We start from the raw sequence: 25,735 nt of genomic DNA, 5'->3' as shown, positions 1-25,735 counted from the left end.
CCCGATGGCGCAGGCATTTGCAGCCGATGAGGTGGACGCGGTCTACCGCGCCATCCACGAGCGGCGCGATATGCGCCACTTCGCGGGCGGAGAGGTCGCGCCCGATGTGCTGCGCCGTTTGCTCGAAGCCGCGCACCACGCGCCCAGCGTCGGGTTCATGCAGCCGTGGCGTTTCATCCGCGTGCGTGGACAGGCTTTGCGCCAAAGCCTGCACGACACCGTCGAGCGCGAACGCGTGCTCACCGCCCGTGCACTCGGCCAGCGCGAAGACGAGTTCATGCGCCTGAAGGTGCAAGGCCTGCTCGATGCAGCCGAGCTGCTGGTGGTGACGCTGGCCGACGGCCGCGAGAAGCACATCTTCGGCCGCCGCACCTTGCCGCAGATGGACCTGGCCTCGGCCTCTTGCGCCATCCAGAACCTCTGGCTCGCGGCGCGCGCCGAAGGGCTGGGCATGGGCTGGGTGTCGCTGTTCGATCCGGCCGAGGTGTCGGTGTTGCTCGGCCTGCCGGACGATGCCGAGCCCATCGCCTTGTTGTGCCTGGGCCCGGTGCACGATTTCTACGAAGAGCCGATGCTGCAGCGCGAACGCTGGGCCCGGCGCGAGCCGCTGTCGGCACTGGTGTTCGACGAATGCTGGGGCCGGGCGGCGGACCTGTTTGCCGATGGGCCATCCATCAATCCGTCGCTTGTGGAGCCCACCTGATGCTGGCCTTCGATACCGTTCTGTTCGAGCTGGCGCGCCTGTTCCTCTGGCCCGTGACGCTCGGTGTGCTGCTGTCCTTTGTCTACGCGGTGTATTGCCTCGGTGCCTTCGGCATCGAGTACCTGCAGCGCCGCCGCGACCCGGCACGTGTGCTGACGCTGCAGCGCCATGCCGATGCGAGCCAGGAGCAGATGGAGCTGGTGGTGCTCAAGCAGCTCGAAGGCGTGCGCCTGTGCAGCCGCGTGGCGCCGATGCTGGGGCTGATCGCGACCATGATCCCGATGGGTCCGGCGCTGGTGGCCGTGGCTTCGGGCGAATCGCAAGGCGTGGCGCAGAGCCTGGCACCCGCGTTCGCGAGCGTGATCGTGGCGCTGGCTTCGGCCTCGATCACCTTCGTGGTCTACACCGTGCGCCGGCGCTGGCTGATGCGGGAGCTGGTGACGGTGCTCGATGCGCGGGATCGGCTGTCATGAGTCGTCGCCAGTTTTCCATTCTGAGCAGCCTCGACAGCGATGACGACGACCCGGTGTTGTCGACCATCAACCTGATCGACGTGTTCATGGTGGTCATCGGCATGCTGATGATTGCGGTCATCAACAACCCGATGAATCCGTTCGCGCAAGACAAGCTCACCATCATCCGCCACGAAGGCCAGCCGGACATGGAGATCATCACGCGTGAAGGCCAGAAGATCACGCGCTTCAAGGCCAGCGGCGCGACGGGGCAGGGCGATGGCGAGAAGGCCGGCACTGCTTGGCGATTGAAAGACGGCACGATGGTCTATGTGCCGGCTGATGCGGTGCCTGCGCAGGGCGGGAAGTGACGCGGTTCTTTTTCTGGCTCCTGCTGATGGGGCTGGGCTTCCTGGCGCCGGCACAGGCCGGGCAGACGGCGGCTTCGCGCGTCGTGGTGTTGAGCACATCGCTCGTTTCTCCGGCGCGCGTGGTGCGACTGCAGGCGGCCGCACGCGAGGCGGGGCTGCCGATGCAGGTGGTGTCCGCTTCGCAGGATGCTCCTGAGGCGTTGTCTGCCGCACTCGAAGGCGCGCGGTTGCTCGTGATCGACGCGCCGCACATCAGCGTGGCACAGGCCGCCGCGGCACGTTTCGGTGATGCGATCTCGCGCAGCGCCGTGCCCTATGTGCTGATCGGTGAGTTCGCACCCGTGGCCAAGGGACAGGCTTCCAGCGCCCCTCCGTTGATGGCCGAGCGCGGTGTCGATGCCGCATGGGCGCAGCGCTTGCGCGAGTACTGGCGCTTCTCCGGTAGCGCGAACCTCGATGCGGCGATGAAGGCGATGGCGCAGGTGGGCGACCTCGCTCGATTGCCCGAACCCGTGCCACTGCCGCTAGCTGGTCTCTATCACCCAGGCTGGCCGCGCATCGAAACCGACATCACCGCGCTGGACCGCCTGCCGGGCGCGAATGGCACGGTCGCCATAGCGATCAACAGCGCCACCGTGACCAGCGACGACACCGGCTGGCTCGACCGCCTGATCGCCTCGCTCGAGCAGCGCGGCCTGCGGGCCTATACCTTCTACGGCCCGCGCCAGCAGAAGGATCTGTTCTTCCGCATGACCCACCGCACGAGCGCGGACGAGAAGCGCGTGGCCGACCTGATCGTCAATGCCTCGCTGGTCTTCAGCCCCAACGAACGCAAGGCCGAGCTGGAGCGCATAGGCGTGCCCGTCCTGCAGACGCTGCCTTCGCTGGCGATGGATGCCACGCAGTGGGCGCAGAGCAAGGACGGGTTGGCGCAGACCGACATCGCGTCGTACTACAGCCCGAGCGAGCTGGCCGGCATGACCGACCCCATGCTCGTGAGCGCCCGCGATGCCGCGAGCGGCACGCTGCAGCCGCTGCCCGCGCAGATCGATGCGGTGGCGGACAAGGCCGCCGCCATGCTGCGCCTGCAGCGCACGCCCGCGGCGGATCGCCGTGTCGCGATGCTGGTCTACAACTACCCGCCGGGCGAGGCCAACTTCGGCGCTTCTTTCCTCAACGTGCCGCGCAGCGTGAACAACATGTTGGCGGCGATGAAGTCCGCGGGCTACCGCACGGGCATTCCCGGCGCCGACGCGCTCATCGCGCAGGTGCAGGCCACGATGAAGGCCTACTACCCGACGGCGCAGGGCGATTCGCTGCAGCCGCTGCTCGACAAGGGGCTGGCCGATGCGCTGCCGCTGTCGCACTATGTCGCGTGGTTTCGCGCGCTGCCTGCGGACACGCAGCGCCGCATCGAAACTTACTGGGGCCCGCCCGAGAAGTCGACCATGCTGCGCCCCGTTGCGGGCGAGCCGTCTTTCGTGATCCCGCGCGTGCAGTTCGGCAACGTGGTCGTGCTGCGCCAGCCACCGCGCTTCGAGCCCGGCACGGCGGTGGCGGGCAAGGCCGAGCAGGTCTATCACCGCTCGGCCATTCCGCTGAGCCACAGCTACCTGGCCACCTACCTGTGGCTGCGTACGCAGTTCGGTGCCAGCGCGGTCGTGCACGTGGGGACACATGGAACGGTCGAATGGTCGGCGGGCAAGGAGCGTGGCCTCTCGGTGCAAGACGATCCGCTGCTCGCGCTCGGCGACCTGCCCAACGTCTATCCGTACATCATGGACAACCTCGGCGAGGCCACCACCGCCAAGCGCCGTGGCCGCGCGACGATGGTGAGCCACTCGACGCCGATGTTCGCGCCTGCAGGCTTTCGCCCCGGCGTGCAGGCGATGCACGAGCGCATGCATGACTGGGAGACGCTGTCGCCCGGCCCGGTGAAGACCGCGATGGAGCGGCAGCTCACGGCCGAGTTCGTCGAGCAGCATTTCGACCGCGACCTGAAATGGACACCGGCGCAGATCCGCGCCGACTTCGCAGGCTTCATTGCCGTGCTGCACCCGTACCTCGACGAACTGGCGCAGACCGCGCAGCCGCTGGGCCTGGCGACCTTCGGGCAGGCGCCGGATGCGGAGCGCCGTCGCATGACGATCCTGCAGATCCTCGGCAAGCCGCTGGTGGAAGCCTTGGGCGAAGACATCGACGAGGCCTTCCTGATCGACGCGAAGAACGTGGCCGCCTCCCGGCCGGCGCGTTGGGTCGAACTCGCCCTGACGGATGCGCAAGCGGCCGGCGCCATGGGCAAGACGCCCGCCAACGTGCAAAGCCTTCTCGCACTTGCTCAACGCGCGCAGAAGCTCGATGCCGTGCTCGCGCACAACGAGGAAATCGAAGGCCTGCTGACCGCGCTCGACGGTCGTTACCTCAAGGCCAGCTACGGCGGTGACCCGGTACGCAACCCCGACAGCCTGCCGACTGGCCGCAACCTCTACGGCTTCGACCCGAGCCGCGTGCCCACGCGCGCGGCCTGGGAGACTGGCGTGGCCGCGATGGACGCATGGATCACCGAACACGCGAAGAACCACGCTGGCAAGGCACCCGAAAAGATCGCCTTCACGCTCTGGGCTGGCGAGGCATCGCGCCACCAGGGCGTTCTGGAGAGCCAGGCCTTCTACGCCATGGGCGTGAAGCCGCGCTGGGACGATGCCGGCCGCATGACCGGCATCGACGTGATCCCCGCGCAGGTGCTGGGCCGTCCGCGCATAGACGTGCTGGTCAGCGTCACCGGCTCCTACCGCGACCAGTTCCCGAACGTGATGCGCTGGCTCGATGAGGCGGTGCAGCAGGTGGCCGCATTGCCCGAGGCCGGCAACGCCGTCGCGCGGCACAGCGAGGCGCTGGCGCGCAAGCTGCGCGCGGAAGGCGCGACAGCGGCCGAGGCCACGCGCTGGTCAACCGCACGCGTGTTCTCGAACGAGCAGGGCAGCTACGGCGCCGGGCTCGAAGAGGCAGCGCTGGCGAGCGACGTGTGGGCCAACCAGCGCCGGGGCGGCGGCGATGCGCAGATGGCGCAGCTCTACATCGACCGCATGGGACACGCCTACGGCAAGGGCCTCGACGGCGTGGCCCGCCCCGGCGCCTATGCGGGCAACCTCGTGCAGGTCGATGCGGCGCTGATGGCACGCAGCTCCAACCTCTACGGCGTGCTGACCAACGACGACCCGTTCCAGTACCTGGGCGGCATTGCGCAGGCCGTGCGGCAGCTCACGGGCAAGGACCCCGCGCTCTATGTGCAGAACCTGCGCGATGGCAGCGCGGTGCGCACCGACACCGCCGCCGGCGCCATCGCACGCGAGATGCAGACGCGCTATCTGCATCCGCAGTGGATCGCGGCGCAGAAGGCCGAGGGCTACAGCGGCACGCTGCAGGTCTTGAAGACGGCGCAGTTCTTGTGGGGCTGGCAGGTCACGGCCCCGGGCACCGTGCGGCAGGACCAGTGGCAGTCGCTGCACGAGGTCTATGTGCGCGACAAGTACAAGCTGGGCACGCGCGAATGGCTGGAAGGCGACAACCGTGCCGCCTTCGCGCAGACGCTGGAACGCATGCTCGATGCGGTGCGGCTGGCCTACTGGAAGCCGGACGCCAAGACCCGGCGCGAGCTGGCGCAGGCTTATTCGGAGGCGGTGCGTGCCACCGGGATGCGTGAACGGAATACGGCGGTGCAGCGGTTTGCGCAGGCGGAGTTGTCATCGGCCGTGGCACCCGTGGCGCCGAAGTTGAATGCGCCGGTGGTGCCCGTGGTCGTCGCTTCGCCATCTGCTGCACTCGCTCCTGCGCCCGAGCCCACAACACCGATAGCCGAGCCGGCACCGGACAGCACGCAGCCCGTCACCGGCCTCAAGCTCGAACCCGCAGCCGACGCGGCACCCACCCCGACGGCCGACACGCTCGTCTTCCGCTTCTGGATCGCATTTGGTGCAGCGCTGCTGGTGGCGCTCGGTGCATGGGTGCAGTGGCGACGCGGCAAAGTCCCCGCCTGATTCGCGAGAATGGCGGCTCTCATGCCCTACGCCACTCTTGAACATGCCCTTGCCGTCGTCGCCGCCCTGTGGCTCGCACTGGCCATCGACCGCTGGCTCGGGGAGCCGCCCGCGCGCTGCCATCCGGTCGTGTGGATGGGGCAGTACCTCGGATGGATCGGCTCGCGTGTCGCGCCAATGCAGAAAGATGCGAAGCCCATCGATTTGCCGGCCTTCTTCATCGGTGCGCTGACCTGGTGTGTGGGCGCGGCCGCCGTCGGTGGCGTGGCCATGATGTTGCAGGGGCTGCTCATGACGTGGCTGCCCCTGTGGGCCATGGCCATGCTGCTGGGCCTGTTGCTGAAGCCGCTCTTTGCATGGCGCATGCTGCGCGACGAAGTGCTGGCGGTCGATGCCGCGCTGGCCGTGTCGCTCGACGCCGGTCGCAAGCAACTGGCGAGGCTGGTGAGCCGCGATGTGTCCACGCTCAGCGAGCGTGAGGTGCGCGAGAGCGCCATCGAATCGCTCGCTGAAAACCTCAATGATTCGCTGGTGGCCCCGCTGTTCTGGTTCGTGCTGCTGGGCCTGCCGGGTGCGGCGGTCTACCGTTTCGCCAACACGGCCGATGCCATGTGGGGCTACCTCGGCGAGCGCAATGGGCGCGACTGGACGTGGTTCGGCAAATGGGCCGCGCGCGCGGACGATCTGCTCTCGTGGCTGCCCGCGCGGCTCACTTCACAGCTGCTCATGCTCGCGGCTTGGCGCTGGCCGGTAGGTCTGACCGACGAAGCGCGCCGCACGCCGTCGCCCAACAGCGGTTGGCCGATGGCGACGATGGCGCTGCTTCTCGGCGTGCGGCTCGCCAAGCCCGGTGTCTATGCATTGAATGCCGAAGGCCGCGCGCCGACCGCCGCCGACATGCAGCGCACTGCGCAGCTTGGCGGCCGGGCCGTCTTCGCTGTGGCTGTCCTTGCATCGCTGGTTATCGTGGCGGCCACGGGCTGGAGGTGGGCATGACATCAGATCGCATCGCCGACGTTGTGCATGGCGGCCCCGACGAATCCGGTGCCGCATTGCACGACTTCTCGACCAATGGCAATGTGGTGGGCTCGTGCCCTGCCGCCGTGGCCGCGATCCGCGCCGCCGATGCCGCGCACTACCCGGACCCGCGCTACACGACGCTGCGTGCGAGGCTCGCGCACTTTCATGGCGTGGCGACCGAACGCATCTTGATCGCGGCGAGTGCGAGCGAGTTCATCCATCGCATCAGCGCCGCTGTTGCACAAGGCGGTGGCTCGCAGGTCTGGTTGCCGGCGCACAGCTACGGCGACTACGAGCGCGCGGCGCAGGCCTGGGGCTTGCAGTCGGTGCGTGCGCCGGCATCGCACGCGTCCGCAGCGCTTCGCTGGTGCTGCGAACCGTCGAGCCCGCTGGGACAGGCGCAGGCCGATCTGGTGCAGCACGCCGAAAGCACGAACGGCATCTGCGTGCTCGACATGGCCTATGAGCCGTTGCGCCTCGAAGGCCGCGCATCGCTCGATGCGACGCGACGCGACCGCGTCTGGCAGTTGTGGACGCCGAACAAGGCGATGGGCCTGACCGGCATTCGCGCCGCCTACGCTATCGCACCCGATGGCGAAGATGCCGCGCCGATGCTGCAACGCCTGGACCGGCTCGCACCATCGTGGCCGCTGGGCACGCACGGCGTCGCGCTGCTCGAAACCTGGACCGGCGATGAAGCGCAGGCCTGGCTCGCGCAGAGCCTCCAGACTCTGCGTATGTGGAAGGCCGAACAACGCGCCATCTGCGAATCGCTGGGCTGGCACTGCCTGCCCAGCGATGGCAATTTCTTCTGCGCACGCACCGACCGGCCGTATCCCCCGCTGGCCACCGCGCTGCGCGCCGAGGGCATCAAGCTGCGCGACTGCGCCTCCTTCGGCCTGCCGGGCCATGTGCGCCTGGGTGTCCTGTCGCCGCAGAGCCAGCAGGCCCTGAAAGAGGGCTGGACACGGGCCACCGCTTCCAACGAACATTGATCGAACGGACAACCAGAACAACACGATGCTCTACGCCATCACCACGCTTTTTCTTTGCCAACTGGCCGGCGAACTGCTCGTGCAGTGGCTCAGCCTGCCGATCCCCGGGCCGCTGATCGGCATGGTGCTGCTGTTCGTCGGGTTGCTGGTGCGCGGCGGCGTGCCGCAGGTGCTGACCGACACCTCCGGCCATTTGCTGCGCAACCTGATGCTGCTGTTCATTCCCGCGGTGACGGGCGTCATGCTGCATTTCGAGCGGGTAGGGCGCGAGTGGCTGCCGTTTCTTGCAGCCGGCATCGTGGGCGCGGCCTTCACCATGACCGTGACCGCGCTCACGTTCCGCTGGATGATCCGCGTCACCGGCAATGACGCTTAATGAGCGCCGCGCCGGGCCGCCCCAGGCAAGCGCGCACCGCAGCGCGAAGCGCGGAGATTTTTCAATGATGACCGCGCCTGCCAAGCTCTCCGAAATCTGGGTCTTCCTCGCCCAGTCGCCGCTGCTGTGGCTGTCGCTCACGCTGCTGGCCTACCTCGGCGCACTGTGGCTGCACACGCGCAGCGGGCGCAACCCGATGGTGAATCCGGTGCTGGTGTCGGTCATCGTCATCGTGGGTGTGCTGCTCGTCACGCGCACGCCTTACGACACGTATTTCGAAGGCGCGAAGTTCGTGCACTTCCTGATCGGACCGGCCACTGTGGCGCTGGCGGTGCCGCTCTACAGCCAGGTGGGCCGGCTGCGGCGGCTGTGGCTGCCGATCGGCGTGGCGCTGCTGGTGGGGTCGGTGGCGGCCATCGTGTCGGCCATCGGCATCGCGTGGGTGCTGGGTGGCTCGCACGAGCTGATCATGTCGCTCGCGCCCAAGTCGGCCACCATGCCCATCGCCATGGGCGTGGCCGAGAAGATCGGCGGGCTGCCGTCGCTCGCGGCCGTGGCGGCGGCCATTGCCGGCATCTCGGGCGCGATCATGGCGACCGGCCTGTTGAACCTGCTGCGCATCAAGGAGCCGGCGGTGCGCGGCTTCGCGGTCGGCCTAGCCGCGCACGGCATCGGCACGGCGCGCGCCATCCAGGTCAACGAAACGGCGGGCGCGTTCTCCGCGCTGGCGATGGGGCTGAACGGCATCGCGACGGCCTTGCTGGTGCCGCTGCTCGTGAAGCTGCTGGGCGCATGAGGGCCGCACGCGAACGTCGCACACAGGCGCGCACCGCGGTGCGAAGCGCGGAGGCGACCCCATGAGCAAGATGCCGCGCGCGGATGTCACACCTCGCCCGATGGAACTGGTCTGGCCGTCGAAGGCCGGCCTGGGCAGCTATGTCTCGGCCCTGAACCGGGGTTGGGCGCGGGACGAATCGCGCCCCGAGTCGGGCTCCGAAGAGCGTGCCCTGATCGAGGCCGATGCCGCGCTGTTCCTGGCGAGCCTGGTGGACCGCGACGCCAAAGGCCCGCCCGTCACCATGCCCGACGGCTCGCAGGTGCCGCGCCTGCCGGGCTACAAGTGCTGGATGTGGGACGGCGAGTTCTGCGGCAGCATCGACCTGCGCTGGCAGCCGGGCACCGAGGCCTTGCCCGCCTACTGCCTGGGCCATATCGGCTACAGCGTCGTGCCGTGGAAGCAGCGCAGGGGCTATGCCACACAGGCGCTCGGCGCCATGCTGAAGCGGGCGGCGGGCGAAGGGCTGCGCTGGGTCGAGGTCACGACCAGCCCCGACAACTTCGCGTCGCAGAAGGTGATCGAGGCCAACGGCGGGGTGCTGGTCGAGAGCTTCATCACCTCGCCGAGCCAGGGCAGCCTGACCAAGTTTCGCTACCGCATCGATCTCTGAGCCTGGGCCGCCCCGGGCATCGCCATGGTGCGGCCGTGGCGCAAAATTGCGCTCCCCCAACGCGTCGGAGCGCAATCCATGGCCCAGTACACCGCAGAAATCCTCTGGCAGCGAGGCGAGCAGGATTTTCTCGGCAACACCTACAGCAGGCGGCACTCGCTGCGCTTCGACGGTGGCGCGGAAGTGCCGGGTTCTTCGTCGCCGCACGTGGTGCCGCTGCCGATGTCCGATGCGTCGGCCGTCGATCCGGAAGAGATGTTCGTCGCCTCGCTGTCGAACTGCCACATGCTGTGGTTTCTCACCATGGCGGTGAAGCGCAAGTTCGTCGTCGACCGCTACTTCGATGCGGCCATCGGCGTGATGGAGAAGAACGCCGAGGGCAAGACCGCGATGACCGTGGTCACGCTCCGGCCGCAGGTGACGTTCTCGGGCGCGAACATGCCGACGCGCGAGCAGATCGACCAGATGCACCATCGGGCGCATGAAGAGTGCTTCATCGCCAACTCGGTGAAGACCGAGGTGCGCTGCGAGCCGGTTTACTGAGACCCTTGACCGGCTGCGGCCCTTGCAGGCCGCGTGCAGGCGGATTCAGCGGCGCTGCAGGCGCGGGTTCTTGGCGAACAGCTCGGCCGCCCAGTCGACGAAGGCCCGCACCTTGGCGCTCAGGTGGCGGTTGGGCGGGTAGACCACGTGGATCGGCAATGGCTCGCGGGTCCAGTCGGACAGCACCTCGACCAGCGCGCCGCTTTCCAGCAGCGGATCGGCCATGAAGGTGATGCACTGCGAAATGCCGAAGCCGCCGAGCACCGCCGCCATGTGGGCATTGCTTTCGTTGACCGACACGCGGTAGGGGCCGTTCAGCTCGATGCGCTCGTCGCCCTTCTGGAACTCGTGCGGGTACACGCGCCGCGTGGTGCCCGAGAAGTAGCTCACCACGTGGTGGCGCTTCTCGATGTCGTTCGGATGCTGCGGCGTGCCGTAGCGCTTGATGTAGGCCGGCGACGCCACGGTGACGAAGTGCAGCGTGCCGATGCGGCGCGCCACCAGCGACTGGTCGCTGAGTTCGCCGGCGCGCAGCACGCAGTCGACGTTGTCGCTGATCAGGTCCACCGTGCGGTCGCTCACGCCCAGGTCGACCTGGATGTCGGGGTAGCGGTCGCAGAAGGTGGCCAGGGCGGGCAGGATGATCTGCTGCGCCACCGAGGTGCCCACGTCGATGCGCAACCGCCCCGTGGGGCTGGCCTGCGCATTCGTCATGCTGGCTTCCATGTCGTCGAAGTCGTTCAGCAGGCGCGCCGCCCGCTCGAAGTAGGCCGCGCCGTCGGGCGTGACCGTGACGCGGCGCGTCGTGCGGTTGAGCAGCTTCACCCGCAGGCGCGATTCCAGCGCCTGGATCTGCTTGGTGACCGTGCCCTTGGGCAGGGCGAGCGAGTCGGCGGCCCGGGTGAATGTGCCGGCTTCCACGACGCGGACAAAGATCCGCATGGCCTGGATTTGATCCATTGAATGCCTGTTCTGGGATACCCGGCCCACACCGGGGGGAGCGGATTCTCACATAAGCGGGTAATCCCCTAAGACCCGTTCGAAGGGAGACCTTGCCGCACGGACGCCGGGTGCCAAACCGACCCGATGTGCATCCGATTGTTAGCTGTTTGGAAACAGAGTAGGGGCATGTTCCCTGTTTAACGGCACAGTGGGCGACTTATATTTCAACCATCGCCCATTCCCCTGAGGTCGCCCATGTCACCCGCTCCATCGTCCCGCTCTGCCGAAGCTGCTGCTCTCGCCGCGGCACAAGGCGTGGAAGCCGATCTGTCGATCGAGTTGCCCGGCCGCGCGCCGGTCGGTGCGCGTGTCTATGGGCAGCGTGCCCGGGGTGAAACGGTGCCGCTGGTGCTGCACTTCCATGGTGGCACCTTCATTTGCGGCAACCTGGACAACGGTCGCAACGTGGCGCGGCTGCTGGCGGGTTCGGGTGCAGTGGTGGTCTCGCTGGCATACCCGCTGGCGCCCGAGTCGCCTTTCCCGGAACCGATCGAAGTCGGCTATGCCGCCCTCGAATGGCTCTACAAGCAACGCGTCAAGCTCGGTGGCAAGGGTGCGCAGGTGTACCTGGCTGGCGAAGAAGCCGGCGGCAACCTCGCTGCCGCAGTGGCGCTCATCGCCCGCGACCGCGCGCATCCGCCGTTGGCAGGCCAGATCCTGCTGTCGCCCATGCTCGATCCGTGCGCCGGTACGGCCTCGCTGCGCAAGGCCACCAACGATGCGCCCGAATGCCGCTGGGCCACGGGCTGGGAGAAGTACCTCAGCTGCCCCTCGAATGCCACGCACCCCTACGCGGTGCCGAGCGGATCGCTGCGGCTGTCGGCCCTGGCGCCCGCGCTGGTGCTGGTTGGCACGGACGACGCCATGCGCGACGAGGCCCTGACCTTCGCGGGCCGCCTGCGCGCCGCCGGCATCGAGGTCACGAGCAGCGTGCTGCCCAGTGCCACCGATTGGCCGAAGGCGCTGTACGACACCGAAAACACCGGCTGTGTGGCCTGTGAAGCGACGGTGCAACAGCACTTCCGCGAATTCTTCAGTGCGACCACGCCGCCTCCTGCGGCGCCCAACCACCCCAGCTAGTTCCAGCCCGCCCAGGCTGCCTGATTGACACGCTGCCAGCGCGGCAGCGTGCAAGGGCCTCTTTTTCCCCGAAATCCGCCTCCCGGTGCCGAAAAGCGCCGGGGTGGCCTGTTGCATCCCAAAAGTCATCGAGAAGGACGAACCATCATGTCGAACAACAAGCAAAAGCTCTCTTCCGTGGCCCGCAAGGGCCTCTGGCCCGCCGTCACGGGCGTGACCGCGCTGCTGGCCGTGGCGGCCGCCGTGCTGGGCATGCACAGCTTCAAGGCCGAGGCCACGGCGCCGGTGGCTGCGCAGCAGGGCACCCCGGTGTCGGTGGCCATCGTGGCGTCGAGCGAGATCAATGCCTGGGACGAGTTCTCGGGCCGGCTCGAAGCCGTCGAGCGCGTCGACGTGCGATCCCGCGTGGCGGGGGCGGTGCAGTCGGTGCATTTCCGCGAAGGCGCGCTGGTCAAGCAGGGCGACCTGCTGGTCACCATCGACCCCGCGCCGTACGCGGCCGAGGTCGAGCGTGCCGAAGCGCAAGTGGCATCGGCGCAGGCCCGCCAGTCGTTCAGCCGCAGCGAGCAGGAGCGTGCCAAGCGCCTGTGGGACGACAAGGCCATCGCCCAGCGCGAATACGACGAGCGTGTGAACGCCGGCCGCGAAGCCGAAGCCAACCTGCGTGCGGCGCAAGCCTCGCTGCAGACCGCGCGCCTGAGCCTGGGCTACACGCAAGTGCGCGCCCCGGTGTCGGGCCGCATCGGCAAGATCGAGGTGACGGTGGGCAACCTGGTGGCGGCCGGTCCGGGTGCACCAGTGCTGACCACGCTGGTGTCGGTGAGCCCGATCTACGCGAGCTTCGACGCCGACGAGCAAGTCATCACGCGGGCCCTGAAAGACCTGCCGAGCGGCTCCAGCGCACGCGGCCAGATCGACACCATTCCCGTGCAGATGGGCACCGCCGGCCTCGACGGCACGCCCTACACCGGCAAGCTGCAGCTGATCGACAACCAGGTCGACGCCAAGAGCGGCACGGTGCGCGTGCGTGCCTCGTTCGACAACAAGGACGGCTCGCTCATCCCCGGCCAGTTCGCCCGCATCCGCATGGGCCAGGCACGCAACGACACGGCGCTGCTCGTGAGCGAACGCGCCATCGGCACCGACCAGAACAAGAAGTTCGTGATGGTCGTGGGTGACGACAACAAGGCCGCCTACCGCGAAGTGGCGCTGGGCGCTTCCATCAACGGCCTGCGCGTCGTGAGCAAGGGCCTGAAGGCGGGCGACCGCATCGTGGTCAACGGCCTGCAGCACATCCGCCCGGGTGCGCTGGTGGTGCCGCAGCAAGTGACCATGGACGCCAAGGCCGACACGAAGCAACAACAACCGGAACGCGTGGCCGAGGCCGCGAAGTCCTGAAACCGGAGGGGAGCGCACCCGCGCTCACCGGAGAACCAACATGAATCTTTCTAAATTCTTCATCGACCGGCCGATCTTTGCCGGCGTGCTGTCGCTATTGATGCTGATAGCCGGCCTGATCGCGCTGCGCGGGCTGCCGATCTCGGAGTACCCGGAAGTCGCGCCGCCTTCGGTGGTGGTGCGCGCCCAGTACCCCGGTGCCAATCCGAAGGTGATCGCCGAAACCGTGGCCACCCCGCTCGAAGAGCAGATCAACGGCGTCGAAGGCATGCTCTACATGGGCAGCCAGGCAACGACCGACGGCGTGCTGACGCTCACCGTCACCTTCCGCCTGGGCACCGATCCCGACAAGGCACAGCAACTGGTGCAGAACCGCGTCTCGCAAGCCGAGCCGCGCCTGCCCGAAGAAGTGCGGCGCCTGGGCATCACGACCGTCAAGAGCGCCCCTGACTTGACGATGGTGGTCCACCTCGTTTCGCCGAACAACCGCTACGACATCAACTACCTGCGCAACTACGCGGTGCTGAACGTGAAGGACCCGCTCGCGCGCATCGAAGGCGTGGGCCAGGTGCAGATCTTCGGCGGCGGCGACTACTCGATGCGCGTCTGGCTCGACCCGCAGAAGGTCGCGCAGCGCGGCCTCTCGGCGAGCGACGTGGTGGCTGCGATCCGCGGCCAGAACGTGCAAGCCGCGGCCGGCGTGGTCGGCGCTTCGCCAGGCAACTCAGGCGTGGACATGCAGCTGTCGATCAATGCGCAAGGGCGCCTGCAGAGCGAAGAAGAGTTCGGCGACATCATCGTCAAGAGCGGCACCGACGGCGCCGTCACGCGTCTTCGCGACATCGGCCGCCTCGAAATGGGCGCCGCCGACTACTCGCTGCGTTCGCTGCTCAACAACGACCCGGCCGTCGGCATGGGCGTGTTCCAGGCACCGGGCTCCAACGCGCTCGACATCTCGTCGAACGTGCGCAAGACCATGGCCGAGCTCAACAAGAACATGCCCGAAGGCCTGGAATACCGGATCGCGTACGACCCGACGCAGTTCGTGCGTGCGTCGATCGAATCGGTGATCCACACGCTGCTCGAAGCCATCATGCTGGTGGTGCTCGTGGTCATCCTGTTCCTGCAGACGTGGCGCGCGTCGATCATTCCGCTGCTGGCCGTGCCGGTGTCGGTGATCGGTACCTTCGCGGTGCTGCACATCCTCGGTTTCTCGATCAACGCGCTGAGCCTGTTCGGGCTGGTGCTGGCCATCGGCATCGTGGTGGACGACGCCATCGTGGTGGTGGAGAACGTCGAGCGCAACATCGAGGCGGGGCTCACGCCGCGTGAAGCAACGTACCGAGCGATGCGTGAAGTGTCGGGCCCCATCATCGCCATCGCGCTGGTGCTGGTGGCCGTGTTCGTGCCGCTGGCTTTCATCAGCGGCCTCACGGGCCAGTTCTATCGCCAGTTCGCGGTGACCATCGCGATCTCGACGGTGATCTCGGCGATCAACTCGCTCACGCTGTCGCCTGCACTCGCCGCCTTGCTGCTGCGCCGCCACGACCAGCCCAAGGACGCGCTGACGCGCGGCATGGACAAGGCTTTCGGCTGGCTGTTCCGCGGCTTCAACCGCTTCTTCCATCGCGGCTCCGAGGCCTACAGCGGCGGCGTCAAGCGCGTGATCTCGCGCAAGGCGCTGATGCTCGCGATCTACGTCGCACTGATCGCCGTGACCTTCGGCCTTTTCAAGGCGGTGCCCGGCGGCTTCGTGCCGGCGCAGGACAAGCAGTACCTGATCGGTTTCGCGCAGTTGCCTGACGGCGCCACGCTCGACCGCACCGACGAAGTGATCCAGCGCATGGGCGAGATCATGAAGCAGAACCCGAACGTGGAAAGCACACTCGCCTTCCCGGGCCTGTCGATCAACGGCTTCACCAACAGCTCGAATTCGGGCATCGTGTTCGCCATGCTGAAGCCCTTCGATCAGCGCAAGCGCCCCGACCAGAGCGGCGGTGCCGTGGCGGGTCAGCTCAATGGTGCCTTCGCCGGCATCCAGGACGCGTTCATCGTGATGTTTCCGCCGCCACCGGTGGCGGGCCTGGGCACCACGGGCGGCTTCAAGCTGCAGCTGGAAGACCGCGCATCGGTGGGCTACGAACAGATGGACGCGGCAGTGAAAGCCTTCATGGCCAAGGCACAGCAGGCGCCCGAGCTGGCCGGCATGTTCACGAGCTGGCAGGTCAACGTGCCGCAGCTGTATGCCGACATCGACCGCACCAAGGCCCGCCAGCTCGGCGTGCCGGTGACGGACATCTTCGACACGATGCAGATCTACCTGGGTAGCCTGTACGCCAACGACTTCAACAAGTTCGGCCGCACGTACTCCGTGCGCGTCCAGGCCGATGCGCCTTACCGCGCCCGTGCCGAAGACGTGGGCCTGCTGAAAGTGCGCTCGACCTCGGGCGAGATGGTGCCGCTGGCCGCGCTGATGAAGGTCAATTCGACCTTCGGCCCGGAACGTGCCATGCGCTACAACGGCTATCTGGCCGCCGACATCAACGGTGGTCCGGCCCCCGGCTATTCGTCGGGCCAGGCACAGGACGCGATCACCAAGATCGCGGCCGAGACGCTGCCCAAGGGCGTGAGCTTCGAGTGGACCGAGCTGACCTACCAGGAGATCCTGGCCGGCAACTCCGCCTTCCTGGTGTTCCCGCTGGCCATCCTGCTGGTGTTCCTGGTGCTCGCCGCGCAATACGAGAGCCTGACGCTGCCGATCGCGATCATCCTGATCGTGCCCATGGGCATCATGGCCGCGATGACGGGCGTGTGGATCTCGGGAGGCGACAACAACGTCTTCACGCAGATCGGGTTGATCGTGCTGGTGGGGCTGAGTGCGAAGAACGCGATTCTGATCGTGGAGTTCGCACGGGAGCTCGAATTCGCCGGCAGAACGCCGATACAAGCGGCCATCGAAGCCAGCCGCCTGCGCCTGCGCCCGATTCTCATGACCTCGCTGGCCTTCGTGATGGGCGTGCTGCCCCTCGTGCTGTCGACCGGCGCGGGTTCCGAGATGCGCAAGGCCATGGGCGTGGCGGTGTTCGCCGGAATGATCGGCGTGACGGCCTTCGGCCTGTTCCTGACGCCGGTGTTCTACGTGCTGCTGCGCCGCCTGGCGGGCAACCGGCCGCTCAAGCTGCATGGCGAAGTGCCGCATGGCGACGACTTCGTGTCGGCCGACCATCCGGTGGCTCCGGCCCACGGCGGCTCGGGCGGTGGCGGCCTGCACCCGGTGCCTGCGTCGCCGCGCCCCTCGCACGGCTCGCATGACTGATCGAGAACGAGAAGAAAGCGAATCATGAAATTCTCAGTACAACCTTTGGTGAAGCCTCTTCGGACCGCGTTGCTGCCGCTGATGGCCGCCCTGGTGCTGGCCGGCTGTGCCACCGTGCCTTCGGGCCTGCCCGAGATCACGACCACGGCGCAGTTCAAGGAGCAGGGCCCCACGCCGCCCGCGGGCTTCACGCGCGCCGTGCCTTCCGAGGCGCAGGCCCGCGGTGCCTGGTGGCTGGCGTTCAACGACCCGGTGCTCAATGGCCTGGTCGAGAAGGCCGACGTCAGCAACAACAACATCCAGGCCGCAGCTGCGCGGCTGGCCGAGGCCCGCGCGCTGGCGCGCAGCGCCAACGCCGACCGCCTGCCGCAGATCGGCCTGAACGCCGGTGCCAACCGTGGCGCGGGCCTGGACAAGGCCACGGCCAGCACCCGGCCGGCCACCATGACCAACGCGGGCGCGACCTTCTCGTACGAGCTGGACCTGTTCGGCCGCCTCTCGGGCGCCAGCAACGCGGCCCAGCTCGACGCGGCCGGCCGCGAGGCGCTGCTGCAAAGCACCCGGCTCGCGGTGCAGGCCGAGGTGGCGCAGACCTACCTGCAACTGCGCGCGCTCGACGCCGAGCGCGCCCTGGTGCGCGAGCAGGTCGAGGCCTACCGCGACACGCTGCGCCTGTCGCAGCGTCGCGAGCAGGCCGGCGACATCGCCGAGCTGGATGTGGCGCGGGTGCAGACCGAGGTGTCGTCCACCGAATCGGACGCATTGGCGCTCGACCGCCAGCGCGCCCAGGTGGAGCACGCGCTCGCGGTGCTGGTGGGCGATTCGGCCTCCAGCTTCGGCCTGCGCACCGACGAATGGGCCACGGCGCTGCCGTCCATTCCGCCGGGCGTGCCCGCCACGGTGCTGACGCGCCGGCCCGACGTGTCGGCCGCGCAGAGTGCGGTGCTGGCGGCGCAGGCCCGTGTCGGCGTGGCGCAGGCCGCGTGGTTCCCGGACATCTCGCTCACCGGCGCCGCCGGCTATGCCTCGCCCGAGATCGGCGACCTGTTCAAGTGGTCGGCCCGCTCGTGGGGCGTGGGCGCGCTGCTGTCGCTGCCGATCTTCGACGGCGGCCGCCGCGAGGCGGGCGTGCAGGGCGCCAACGCGCAGCTCGACGGCGCGCTGGCCAGCTACCGCTCGCAGGTGCTGGTGGCCTTCCAGGAGGTCGAAGACCAACTGGCCGCCATCCGCACGCTGCAGGAGCAATCGGTGGTGCAGGCGCAGGCCGTCACGTCGGCCCAGCGTGCCACGAGCTTGTCGGACACGCGCTATCGCAACGGCTACATCAGCCAGCTCGACCTGCTCGACGCCCGCCGCAGCGAACTGCGCAACCGGCGCCAGGCACTGCAGGTGAAGTCGGCGCAATACCAGGCGGCGGTCGGGTTGATCCGTGCCATCGGCGGTGGCTGGGAGGTTCCTGCGGCCGCTGCCACGGCTTCGGCACCCGCCGCGGCGACGCAGGCGGTTGCCACGCGCTGAGAAGGAAAAGCCAGAGTTTCAGTTTGAAAGCCTGAAAGCCGCAGCCATGCGGCCTTGCGCCGCCGCAGATTCAGCCGTGACTGGCCGGGTCTGCGGCGGCGCTTATTTTTTGCAGCTCCAGCACGCCCAGGGCCAGGGCACTCGAATGGCTGGCCTGCGGCCTGGTCGCCGAGCGGTAGACCCGGTAGTCCAGGGTTTCGGAGGCTTCGTCGCCGTGGAGGGCTTCGAGCACGGTCCAGAAGAACTGGCCCGGTTCGCGTTCCTCGACGGCAATCGCCAGATCGTTCAGGGCAGGCATGGGTCAGGTTGCAAAGTTGGATGTTGGCGCATGTACGCACCAACGATGGCTTTGGATTCACCGGTGGCGCTCAACGACAATTCGCCGATGAGTTCAAAGGCAAAGAGCGGGCCGGCGCGTTGCGTCATGGTCCTGGGCACCACCAGCGGGGCCGGCAAGAGCTGGCTGGCCACGGCGCTGTGCCGCTGGTATGCGCGGCAGGGCCTCAAGGTGGCGCCCTTCAAGGCGCAGAACATGAGCAACAACGCGCGCGTGGTCGACGGCGGCGAGATCGGCAGCGCCCAGTACTTCCAGGCCCTGGCCGCGAATGCCGTGCCCGAGGTCCGCATGAACCCGCTGCTGCTCAAGCCCGAGCGCGACACCCACAGCCAGGTGGTGCTGATGGGGCAGGTGAGCGAAGAACTCTCGACCTTGCCCTGGCGCGGCCGCAGCGAGCGCGTCTGGCCGCAGATCGCGCAGGCGCTCGACGAGTTGCGCGCCGAGAACGACGTGGTCGTGATCGAAGGCGCGGGCTCGCCGGCCGAAATCAACCTGATGGCCAGCGACATCGTCAACATGCGCATCGCCCGCCATGCCCAGGCCCGCTGCCTGCTGGCGACCGACATCGACCGCGGCGGCGCCTTTGCCCACCTGTACGGCACCTGGGCGCTGCTGCCCGAGGCCGACCGTGCGCTGCTGCGCGGCTTCGTGCTCAACAAGTTTCGCGGCGACGCCTCGCTGCTGGCCCCCGCGCCGCAGCAACTGCAGGAGCTGACCGGCGTGCCCACCGTCGCCACGCTGCCGATGTGGTGGCAGCACGGCCTGCCCGAGGAAGACGGCGTGTTCGACGACCGCAGCCGTAGCAGCGGCACCGTCACCCGCACCGTGGCAGTGGTGGCCTATCCGCGCATCAGCAACCTCGACGAATTCCAGGCCCTGAAGAACGTGCCGGGCGTGCGCCTCGTCTGGGCCCGTACGCCGGCCGACGTGGCCGGCGCCGACTGGATCGTTCTGCCCGGTTCCAAGCACACCAGCGGCGACCTGGCCTGGCTGCGCGCGCAGGGGCTCGACCGCGCCGTGGCCGCCCACGCCGAGCGTGGCGGCGCGGTGCTGGGCATCTGCGGCGGCCTGCAGATGCTGGGCGAGGCGTTGGTCGACCCCCACGGCATCGACGGCAACGCCCCGGGGCTCGGCCTGCTGCCGCTGGTGACGGTGTTCGAGCGCGAGAAAACCGTGCGCCACCGCGCCGCCACCTTCGGCGAGCTGACCGGCGACTGGGCCGCGCTGTCCGGCGTGCCGGTGGCGGGCTACGAGATCCACCACGGCCAGACCGCCGCGCACCCCCAGATGGCGAACGATGGCCGCCCCGTCATGCCCGAGGGGCTGGCGTGGCAGAACACGCGCGGCAACGTGCTGGGCCTTTACCTGCACGGCCTGTTCGAGGATGCTGGCGCATTGCATGCGTTGTTCGGCGCCACGGCGCCCACGCTCGACGCCACCTTCGACGGCCTGGCCGACTTCATCGACACCCACTTCGACGCCGGCGTGCTGGCCGGACTGATTGCATGACCGACAACAACGACCTGATCCCCACCATTCCCGACATCGTCGACGCCGCGCTCGCGGCCCGGCTGCAAAGCGCGATCGACAACAAGACCAAGCCGCTGGGCGCGCTCGGCCGGCTCGAAACGCTGGCGCTGCGCATCGGCCTGATTTTGGGGAGCGAAGCGCCCGTGCTCGATGCCCCGCAGATGCTGGTGTGTGCCGGCGACCACGGGCTGGCGGCGCGCGGCGTCTCGGCGTACCCGAGCGACGTCACCTGGCAGATGGTCGAGAACTTCCTGGCCGGCGGCGCGGCCGTCAGCGTGCTGGCACGCCAGCACGGGCTGGCGCTGACCGTGGTCGATTGCGGCGTGGCGCGCGACTTCCAGCCCCGGCCGGGGCTGGTGCAGCGGCGCATTGCCGCAGGCACCGCCGACGCATCCACCGGCCCCGCCATGACGCCCGAGCAATGCGCCCAGGCCATCGCCAACGGCCGCGAGGTGGTGCGTGCGCTGCCGGGCAATGCCTTGCTGCTGGGCGAAATGGGCATCGGCAACAGCTCGTCGGCGGCATTGCTGCTGTCGCGGCTGGGCGGCCTGAACATCAACGACTGCATCGGCATCGGTACCGGCCTCGATGCGGCGGGCCTGGCGCGCAAGCGCGAGGTGCTGCGCCAGGTGCTCGCATTGCATGCATCCGCAACCGCGCCGCTCGATGCGCTGGCGGCTTTCGGCGGCTTCGAGATCGCCACGCTGGTCGGTGCGGTGCTGCAGGCGGCGCAGGAACGGCGCGTGATCGTGGTCGACGGCTTCATCGCCAGCGCGGCCGTGCTGGTGGCACAGGCGCTGCAGCCCTCCGTGGCGCAGCGCTGCGTCGCGGCCCATTGCTCGGCGGAGCCGGGGCACCTGCTGCTGCTGGAGTGGCTGGGGCTGGAGCCGCTGCTCAACCTCGACCTGCGCCTGGGCGAAGGCTCGGGCGGCGCGCTGGCGTGGCCACTGCTTGAATCGGCCTGCCGCATCCTGCGCGAGATGGCGAGCTTCGAGGCGGCGGGTGTGTCGCGCAAGGCATGACGGCTGGGTTTCTTGCCTGTCGCGTTGGGGGGCGAGGGCATTCGGGGCGCGCTCGCGCCGACGGTGTGCTCTGCTCCGCGAATGTCCCCCGCTGCGCTCCTCCTTTATTTCGCTGCGCAGAGCACACCGCCGGCGCAAGCGTTTTCAGAGCACTGGTTGATCGGCGCGAACCGGCAGCGTGCCCTGTGCGCATGGCACCGGGTGGTCCCCGCAGTGAAATAAAGGAGGAGGGGCGCAGCCCCGGGGGACATTCGCGGAGGGGACCACCCGGTGTCATTCGCACGCGCCCCGAATGCCCCCGCACCGAGGCAACCACCACGCGCCTGAAGAGACAGAAACGATGAACGGCGTTCGCCATTTCCTGCTCGCGTTGCAGTTCTTCACGCGCGTACCGGTGACGGGCGCGCTCGCAACCTGGGTCGGCTTCAGCCCGCAGATGCTGCGCGCGAGCGCGGCGCACCTGCCGGGCATCGGATGGCTGGTGGGCGGAGTGGCTGCAGCGGTTTTCGTTGGCGTGGGCATGGGGCTGGCGGGTACAGCGGGAGCGCTCGTCGCCGCCGTGCTGAGCACCGTCGCCACCGTGATGCTGACCGGTGCCTTCCATGAGGACGGCCTCGCCGACGTGGCTGATGGCCTCGGCGGCTCCGCCAACCGCGATCGGGCGCTCGAAATCATGAAGGACTCGCGCATCGGCGCCTTCGGCACGGTGGCGCTGGTGCTGGCACTGGGCCTGAAGTTCGCGCTGCTCGCCACGCTGGCTGGGCGCGGGTTGACGGCTGTGGCGGTTGCCATCGTCGGTGCGCATGTGCTGTCGCGGCTGGCACCGCTGTTCCTGATCCGATGGCTCCCCTATGTGGGCGACAGCGGGGCGAGCAAGGCCAAGCCCCTGGCCGACGCCATCAGCCGTGGCGCGCTGGCGATGGCCGTGGTGTGGTCGATTCCCGCTGTGGCGCTTCTGCTGTACGCGCATGACCCCGTTCACGTGGCGGCGGCGCTGGTGGTGGCGGCACTGGCCGCAGGCTGGATGGCTCGGCTCTTCATGCGGCGCCTGCAGGGCTTCACTGGCGATGGCCTGGGCGCGACACAACAGGTGTGCGAGCTGGCGATCTACCTCGTTCTGGCGTGGCGGGCATGAGCACGCTCTGGCTCCAGCGTCATGCGCCCGTGGTGGCCGAACCCGGCCTTTGCTACGGCGCCACGGACCTCGAAGCCCATGCGGACGCCACGCAGGCCGCGGCGCAGCGCATCGCACCCTTGCTGCCGGTCGGCATCGTGCTGCTGAGTTCGCCGCTGCGGCGTTGTGTCGCGCTGGCCAATGTCATCGTGGCCCTGCGCCCGGACCTGCAACTGCGCCACGACGCGCGCCTGGCCGAGATGAACTTCGGCGCCTGGGAAGGGCGCCCGTGGTCCGCGATCCCGCGCGAAGACTTCGAAGCCTGGACCGCCGATTTCGCCGATGCGCGCGCCGGTTCTCACGGTGAAAGCGTGCGCGTCTTCATGCAGCGCGTGGCCGATGCGCACGACGAATGGCGTGCGGCAAAGGGCGATGCACTGTGGGTCACGCATGCCGGCGTGTTGCGCGCGGTGTCGCTGCTGCAGCGCGGTGTTCGTTGCGTTGAAACCGCCGCCGATTGGCCTGCGGACGAAATGCCGTTCGGCGGCTGGCTGACTTTCGGCAACACGCCAGTCGCCTGACGCCGGCCGCGGCTACTTGCCGCTGCCGCTCTCGTCGTGCTCCAGTTCGAGTTCGTGCCGCATGCGCGCGGCGACCGCTCTGCGCCCGTGCGCATCCAGCTTCATGTAGATGTTCTTCAGGTGCCACTTGACCGTGTCGAGCGACAGCCCGAGCGTCAGCGCGATCTTCTTGTTCGGCAGCGATTGCTGCAGCAGCTCGGCAATCTCGGCTTCGCGCAGCGTGAGCAGGCGGGTCAGCCGGCGGTCGTCGCGAAAGCGTTGGGTGGGCGGTGGCTCGGTCTGTTCGTCGTGCTGCGATTGCGCCAGCGCTTCGATGCGCTCGATGAAGAAGGCCAGCACCGGGTCGAGCTTGGGAATCGCGGCCGCCGTGCGGATCAGCGGCAGCGCGTCGTCATGCGCGTTCAGCAAGGTCTGCATCAGTCCCAGTCGGTGGCCCAGGCGCAGGGCTGCGCACACGCGCGTCTTCGAGGCTTCGGTGTGGCCGAGCCTGCGCTCGACCTCGGCCGCCTGCAGCAGCAGCGCCGCCACGATGCCGACCTGGCCGCGCTGCTCGTAGCGCCTCAGCAAGGTCTCGATCTTGGCGAGCGCGAGCGGCAGTTCGCCGTCGTGCATCGCAAGGTGAATGCGCGCGCGTTCCCCGACGTCGGCCACCCGCCGCAGGATGCTGCTGGCTTCGGCGTCGGGGCGGCGGGCCTGCAGCGCCTCCATCTTTCGCAGCGTTGCGCGCGCCGCGTCGGCGTCGCTGCTTTTCAGCTGGATGCGCAACTGTTCCAGCAGCACGCAGGCCAGTGCGCGGTCCATGTGAAAGCGTTGCAGCAGGCCGTCGGCCTGTGTCAGGTCGGCAAGATGGGCCAGGGCTTCGGGCCACCTGCCGGCGGCTTGTTGCGCCCGGTTCGACACCAGGATCATCCGCAGCGTGGTGTCGGGGATCAGGCCGTCGGGCGTGCCCAACTGCTCCTGGATGAAGCGCGTGGCCACCAGCGGGCCGTGCTGTTCGTACAGCACCTCGACGAGCAGTTGCGCCGTCAGCCGCGCCGCTTCGGCGCAGTGCGCACCGCGCTCCTGCGCCTCGCGCAGCACCTGGCGGTAGACGCGTTCCGCGCGGTGGATCTGGCCTTCGATGGCGAACGAGAGCCCGACCAGGCACTGGCCCACCAGCGAACCGAAAAGCGTGCCGATGACCGGTTCGCCGTCGACCAGGGGCAGCGGATCGTCGCGCTGGATGCGCCGCGCCTGCTCGAAATCGCCGGTGTGCAGGTACAGCCAGGTCAGCACGTTGCGCCGCCCGGCCAGGGCGAAGTCGTCGGCCGCGGCCGGCGGTGCCAGCAGTTCGGGCAGCAGTCGCGAGACCGCGTCGTTGTCGTCGCTGCGGATGGCCAGCAGGCAACCCAGCAGCGTCAGCCGGTAGCGCATGGCCGGATCGAGGCGCCCGGGCGTCGCGCGCAGCCGTTCGATGCTGCGGGCGCAGTCGTCGAGCCGGTAGTCGGCCAGTTCGACCCAGGCCATCCAGAGACCGAGATGAACGTTGTCGCCGATCGTGCAGGCGTCGAGCTGGCGCACCAGCGCGATCATCTCGGCGAGCCGGCCCTTGACGAACAGCGTCACCGCGCCGTGCTCGGCCAGCCGCGCGGCCGTTTCGCAGTTGCCGGCGGCCAGCGCGTGCCGCACGGCCTGGTGATGCATGCCGCGAACCGCGAACGACTGGCAGGCCGTGGCGTGCAGCTTCAGGCGCTCGGCCTCGGGCCATGCCGCGAAGTGCGACAGCAGCACGCTGCACAGCAGCGGGTGCAGGTGCCACCAGCGCTCGCCGCCCGTGGCCGGCGCCTGCGGTGCTTCGGACAAAAGGCCTTCGCGCGTCAGCGGTTCGAGCAGCGACGCGCACATCGCGGGGGTGAAGCTCTCGCCCGCAAGGTCGGCGCACAGCGCCGCGCTGAAGCGGGTGGGCGCGGCGCAGCAGGTGAGCAGGCGCAGTTGCGTTGCCGACAGGCGCGGGAACACGTGCGCATGAAAGTACGCGGCGAACGGCTCGGGGTCGGGCACGCCAAGGGCCAGCGGCGAGTGCACGCCGCGCCGGCGGCGCACATCGACGCTCGCCAGCCGCAGCAGCGCCGGCCAGCCTTCGGTCAACCGGTGGATCGCGGCGGCGGCGCGCGCGTCGAGGTCGGGCAGGCGCATGCCGAGGTAGGCGATCGACTCCGGCAGGCTGAAGCGCAGGTCGTCGTTGCGCAGCTCCAGCACCGCCTTCGAGGCGGGGGCGTGCGCCAGGGTCATGGGCAGCTCGTCCTGGCTGGCGAACACGCACAGCAGGTTGGGCGGCGCGTACTCCACGAGCAGTTGCAGCGCGTGCAGCACGTTGCCGCTTTGCGCGCAGTGCACGTCGTCCACGATCAGCACGAGCTTGCGGCCGCGCGCGGCAATGCCCCGCACCAGCGCGATGACCAGCCGCTCGATCGCGTCGGCGTCCGGCCGGGCGTGCGCCACGGCGTGACGGGTGATGGCCGCGTCGATGTCGCCCAGCGCGGCCATGAGCGCCGCCATGAAATGCAGGTCGCCCCCGGCCAGGTTCGCGAGCCGCACCCAGGCGATGTCGGTGTCCGCCGAGACCAGTTCGCGCTGCCAGCTGAGCAGGAGGGCGCTCTTGCCGAAACCGGCGGGTGCCTGCAGCACCACGCAACGGCGATCGCCCGGGCCGGCGAGCTTGTCGAGCAAACCCTGGCGCGCCAGCAGGCGGCGGCTTCGGGTGCGCAGCGCCGGTGTTCCGTGGGAGGAGGCAGGTTGCATCTGCCCGAATTCTCATTCATCGCGCGCGCCGCGGGCATCCCATGTTCGAGGGTTTGCCCATCCCACCCTTCTCGGGTGGGGTGGCGCGCAGCAACGCTGCCGATGACCGAA

At 68.7% G+C, this 25,735-nt stretch carries 21 protein-coding genes; 18 read left to right on the top strand and 3 right to left on the bottom strand.

The annotated features are described in order from the left end of the window. Positions 1-4: 4 nt before the first annotated feature. The 10 genes from bluB (at position 5) to BLQ28_RS16395 (ending at position 9,945) form a co-directional block, all read left to right on the top strand. The gene (bluB, locus tag BLQ28_RS16440) at positions 5-703 is read left to right on the top strand and encodes a 5,6-dimethylbenzimidazole synthase (protein WP_093241299.1); all 699 of its coding nucleotides are present in this window, start codon (positions 5-7) and stop codon (positions 701-703) included. Continuing rightward, complete coding sequence (locus BLQ28_RS16435) at positions 703-1,176, top strand: MotA/TolQ/ExbB proton channel family protein (RefSeq protein ID WP_093241296.1); 474 nt, start codon at positions 703-705, stop codon at positions 1,174-1,176. The genes bluB and BLQ28_RS16435 overlap by 1 nt, the downstream gene beginning before the upstream one ends. Next, entirely contained in the window at positions 1,173-1,526 is a 354-nt protein-coding gene (locus BLQ28_RS16430) for a DUF2149 domain-containing protein (protein ID WP_093241293.1), read from the top strand. The genes BLQ28_RS16435 and BLQ28_RS16430 overlap by 4 nt, the downstream gene beginning before the upstream one ends. After that, complete coding sequence (gene cobN / locus BLQ28_RS16425) at positions 1,523-5,563, top strand: cobaltochelatase subunit CobN (RefSeq protein ID WP_093241290.1); 4,041 nt, start codon at positions 1,523-1,525, stop codon at positions 5,561-5,563. Before BLQ28_RS16430 ends, cobN begins: the two co-directional genes overlap by 4 nt. A 21-nt stretch (positions 5,564-5,584) precedes the next feature. Further along, a complete protein-coding gene (gene cbiB, locus BLQ28_RS16420; protein ID WP_093241287.1) occupies positions 5,585-6,559 on the top strand; it encodes an adenosylcobinamide-phosphate synthase CbiB in 975 nt (324 codons plus the stop codon). Beyond that, entirely contained in the window at positions 6,556-7,578 is a 1,023-nt protein-coding gene (locus BLQ28_RS16415; protein WP_093241284.1) for an aminotransferase class I/II-fold pyridoxal phosphate-dependent enzyme, read from the top strand. The genes cbiB and BLQ28_RS16415 overlap by 4 nt, the downstream gene beginning before the upstream one ends. Before the next feature lie 25 nt (positions 7,579-7,603). Further along, entirely contained in the window at positions 7,604-7,954 is a 351-nt protein-coding gene (locus BLQ28_RS16410) for a CidA/LrgA family protein (protein WP_093241281.1), read from the top strand. Between the two features lie 67 nt (positions 7,955-8,021). Beyond that, positions 8,022-8,750: an LrgB family protein gene (locus tag BLQ28_RS16405; RefSeq protein WP_093241771.1), complete on the top strand. Its 729-nt coding sequence runs from the start codon at positions 8,022-8,024 to the stop codon at positions 8,748-8,750. Positions 8,751-8,811: 61 nt separating this feature from the next. After that, positions 8,812-9,402: a GNAT family N-acetyltransferase gene (locus tag BLQ28_RS16400; protein WP_256327325.1), complete on the top strand. Its 591-nt coding sequence runs from the start codon at positions 8,812-8,814 to the stop codon at positions 9,400-9,402. Between the two features lie 78 nt (positions 9,403-9,480). After that, a complete protein-coding gene (locus tag BLQ28_RS16395) occupies positions 9,481-9,945 on the top strand; it encodes an OsmC family protein (RefSeq protein ID WP_093241275.1) in 465 nt (154 codons plus the stop codon). A gap of 45 nt (positions 9,946-9,990) precedes the next feature. Here BLQ28_RS16395 and BLQ28_RS16390 read toward each other — a convergent pair whose 3' ends face one another. Continuing rightward, positions 9,991-10,905: a LysR family transcriptional regulator gene (locus tag BLQ28_RS16390; RefSeq protein ID WP_093241272.1), complete on the bottom strand. Its 915-nt coding sequence runs from the start codon at positions 10,903-10,905 to the stop codon at positions 9,991-9,993. Positions 10,906-11,142: 237 nt separating this feature from the next. Here BLQ28_RS16390 and BLQ28_RS16385 point away from each other — a divergent pair, with 237 nt between their 5' ends. The 4 genes from BLQ28_RS16385 (at position 11,143) to BLQ28_RS16370 (ending at position 18,259) form a co-directional block, all read left to right on the top strand. Beyond that, on the top strand, positions 11,143-12,027 hold the full coding sequence (locus BLQ28_RS16385; RefSeq protein ID WP_093241269.1) for an alpha/beta hydrolase: 885 nt from the start codon (positions 11,143-11,145) through the stop codon (positions 12,025-12,027). Between the two features lie 147 nt (positions 12,028-12,174). After that, positions 12,175-13,425, top strand: a complete 1,251-nt coding sequence (locus BLQ28_RS16380; RefSeq protein WP_093241266.1) for an efflux RND transporter periplasmic adaptor subunit — start codon at positions 12,175-12,177, stop codon at positions 13,423-13,425. 40 nt (positions 13,426-13,465) lie between these two features. Then, complete coding sequence (locus tag BLQ28_RS16375) at positions 13,466-16,741, top strand: efflux RND transporter permease subunit (RefSeq protein WP_093241263.1); 3,276 nt, start codon at positions 13,466-13,468, stop codon at positions 16,739-16,741. A gap of 24 nt (positions 16,742-16,765) precedes the next feature. Continuing rightward, positions 16,766-18,259: an efflux transporter outer membrane subunit gene (locus BLQ28_RS16370; protein WP_093241260.1), complete on the top strand. Its 1,494-nt coding sequence runs from the start codon at positions 16,766-16,768 to the stop codon at positions 18,257-18,259. A gap of 70 nt (positions 18,260-18,329) precedes the next feature. On the opposite strand, the gene BLQ28_RS16365 is transcribed toward BLQ28_RS16370, so the two are convergent. After that, complete coding sequence (locus tag BLQ28_RS16365; protein ID WP_093241258.1) at positions 18,330-18,557, bottom strand: hypothetical protein; 228 nt, start codon at positions 18,555-18,557, stop codon at positions 18,330-18,332. A gap of 87 nt (positions 18,558-18,644) precedes the next feature. Between BLQ28_RS16365 and BLQ28_RS16360 the strand changes: the two genes are divergently transcribed. The 4 genes from BLQ28_RS16360 (at position 18,645) to BLQ28_RS16345 (ending at position 22,843) form a co-directional block, all read left to right on the top strand. Continuing rightward, positions 18,645-20,105, top strand: a complete 1,461-nt coding sequence (locus BLQ28_RS16360; RefSeq protein WP_093241768.1) for a cobyric acid synthase — start codon at positions 18,645-18,647, stop codon at positions 20,103-20,105. Beyond that, positions 20,102-21,148, top strand: coding sequence for a nicotinate-nucleotide--dimethylbenzimidazole phosphoribosyltransferase (gene cobT, locus BLQ28_RS16355; RefSeq protein ID WP_093241255.1), 1,047 nt, complete (start codon positions 20,102-20,104; stop codon positions 21,146-21,148). Before BLQ28_RS16360 ends, cobT begins: the two co-directional genes overlap by 4 nt. Positions 21,149-21,488: 340 nt before the next feature. Beyond that, positions 21,489-22,283, top strand: coding sequence for an adenosylcobinamide-GDP ribazoletransferase (locus BLQ28_RS16350; RefSeq protein ID WP_093241252.1), 795 nt, complete (start codon positions 21,489-21,491; stop codon positions 22,281-22,283). After that, on the top strand, positions 22,280-22,843 hold the full coding sequence (locus BLQ28_RS16345) for a histidine phosphatase family protein (RefSeq protein WP_093241249.1): 564 nt from the start codon (positions 22,280-22,282) through the stop codon (positions 22,841-22,843). The genes BLQ28_RS16350 and BLQ28_RS16345 overlap by 4 nt, the downstream gene beginning before the upstream one ends. Positions 22,844-22,855: 12 nt before the next feature. On the opposite strand, the gene BLQ28_RS16340 is transcribed toward BLQ28_RS16345, so the two are convergent. After that, on the bottom strand, positions 22,856-25,624 hold the full coding sequence (locus BLQ28_RS16340) for a LuxR C-terminal-related transcriptional regulator (protein WP_093241246.1): 2,769 nt from the start codon (positions 25,622-25,624) through the stop codon (positions 22,856-22,858). Positions 25,625-25,735: the final 111 nt, after the last annotated feature.

Origin of the sequence: Variovorax sp. EL159 (assembly GCF_900100965.1) — a bacterium.
In the GTDB taxonomy this organism is placed as follows: Bacteria; Pseudomonadota; Gammaproteobacteria; order Burkholderiales; family Burkholderiaceae_C; genus Variovorax.
Note: the sequence above shows the minus strand (reverse complement) of the source record. Positions and strands in the feature narration are given on the sequence as shown.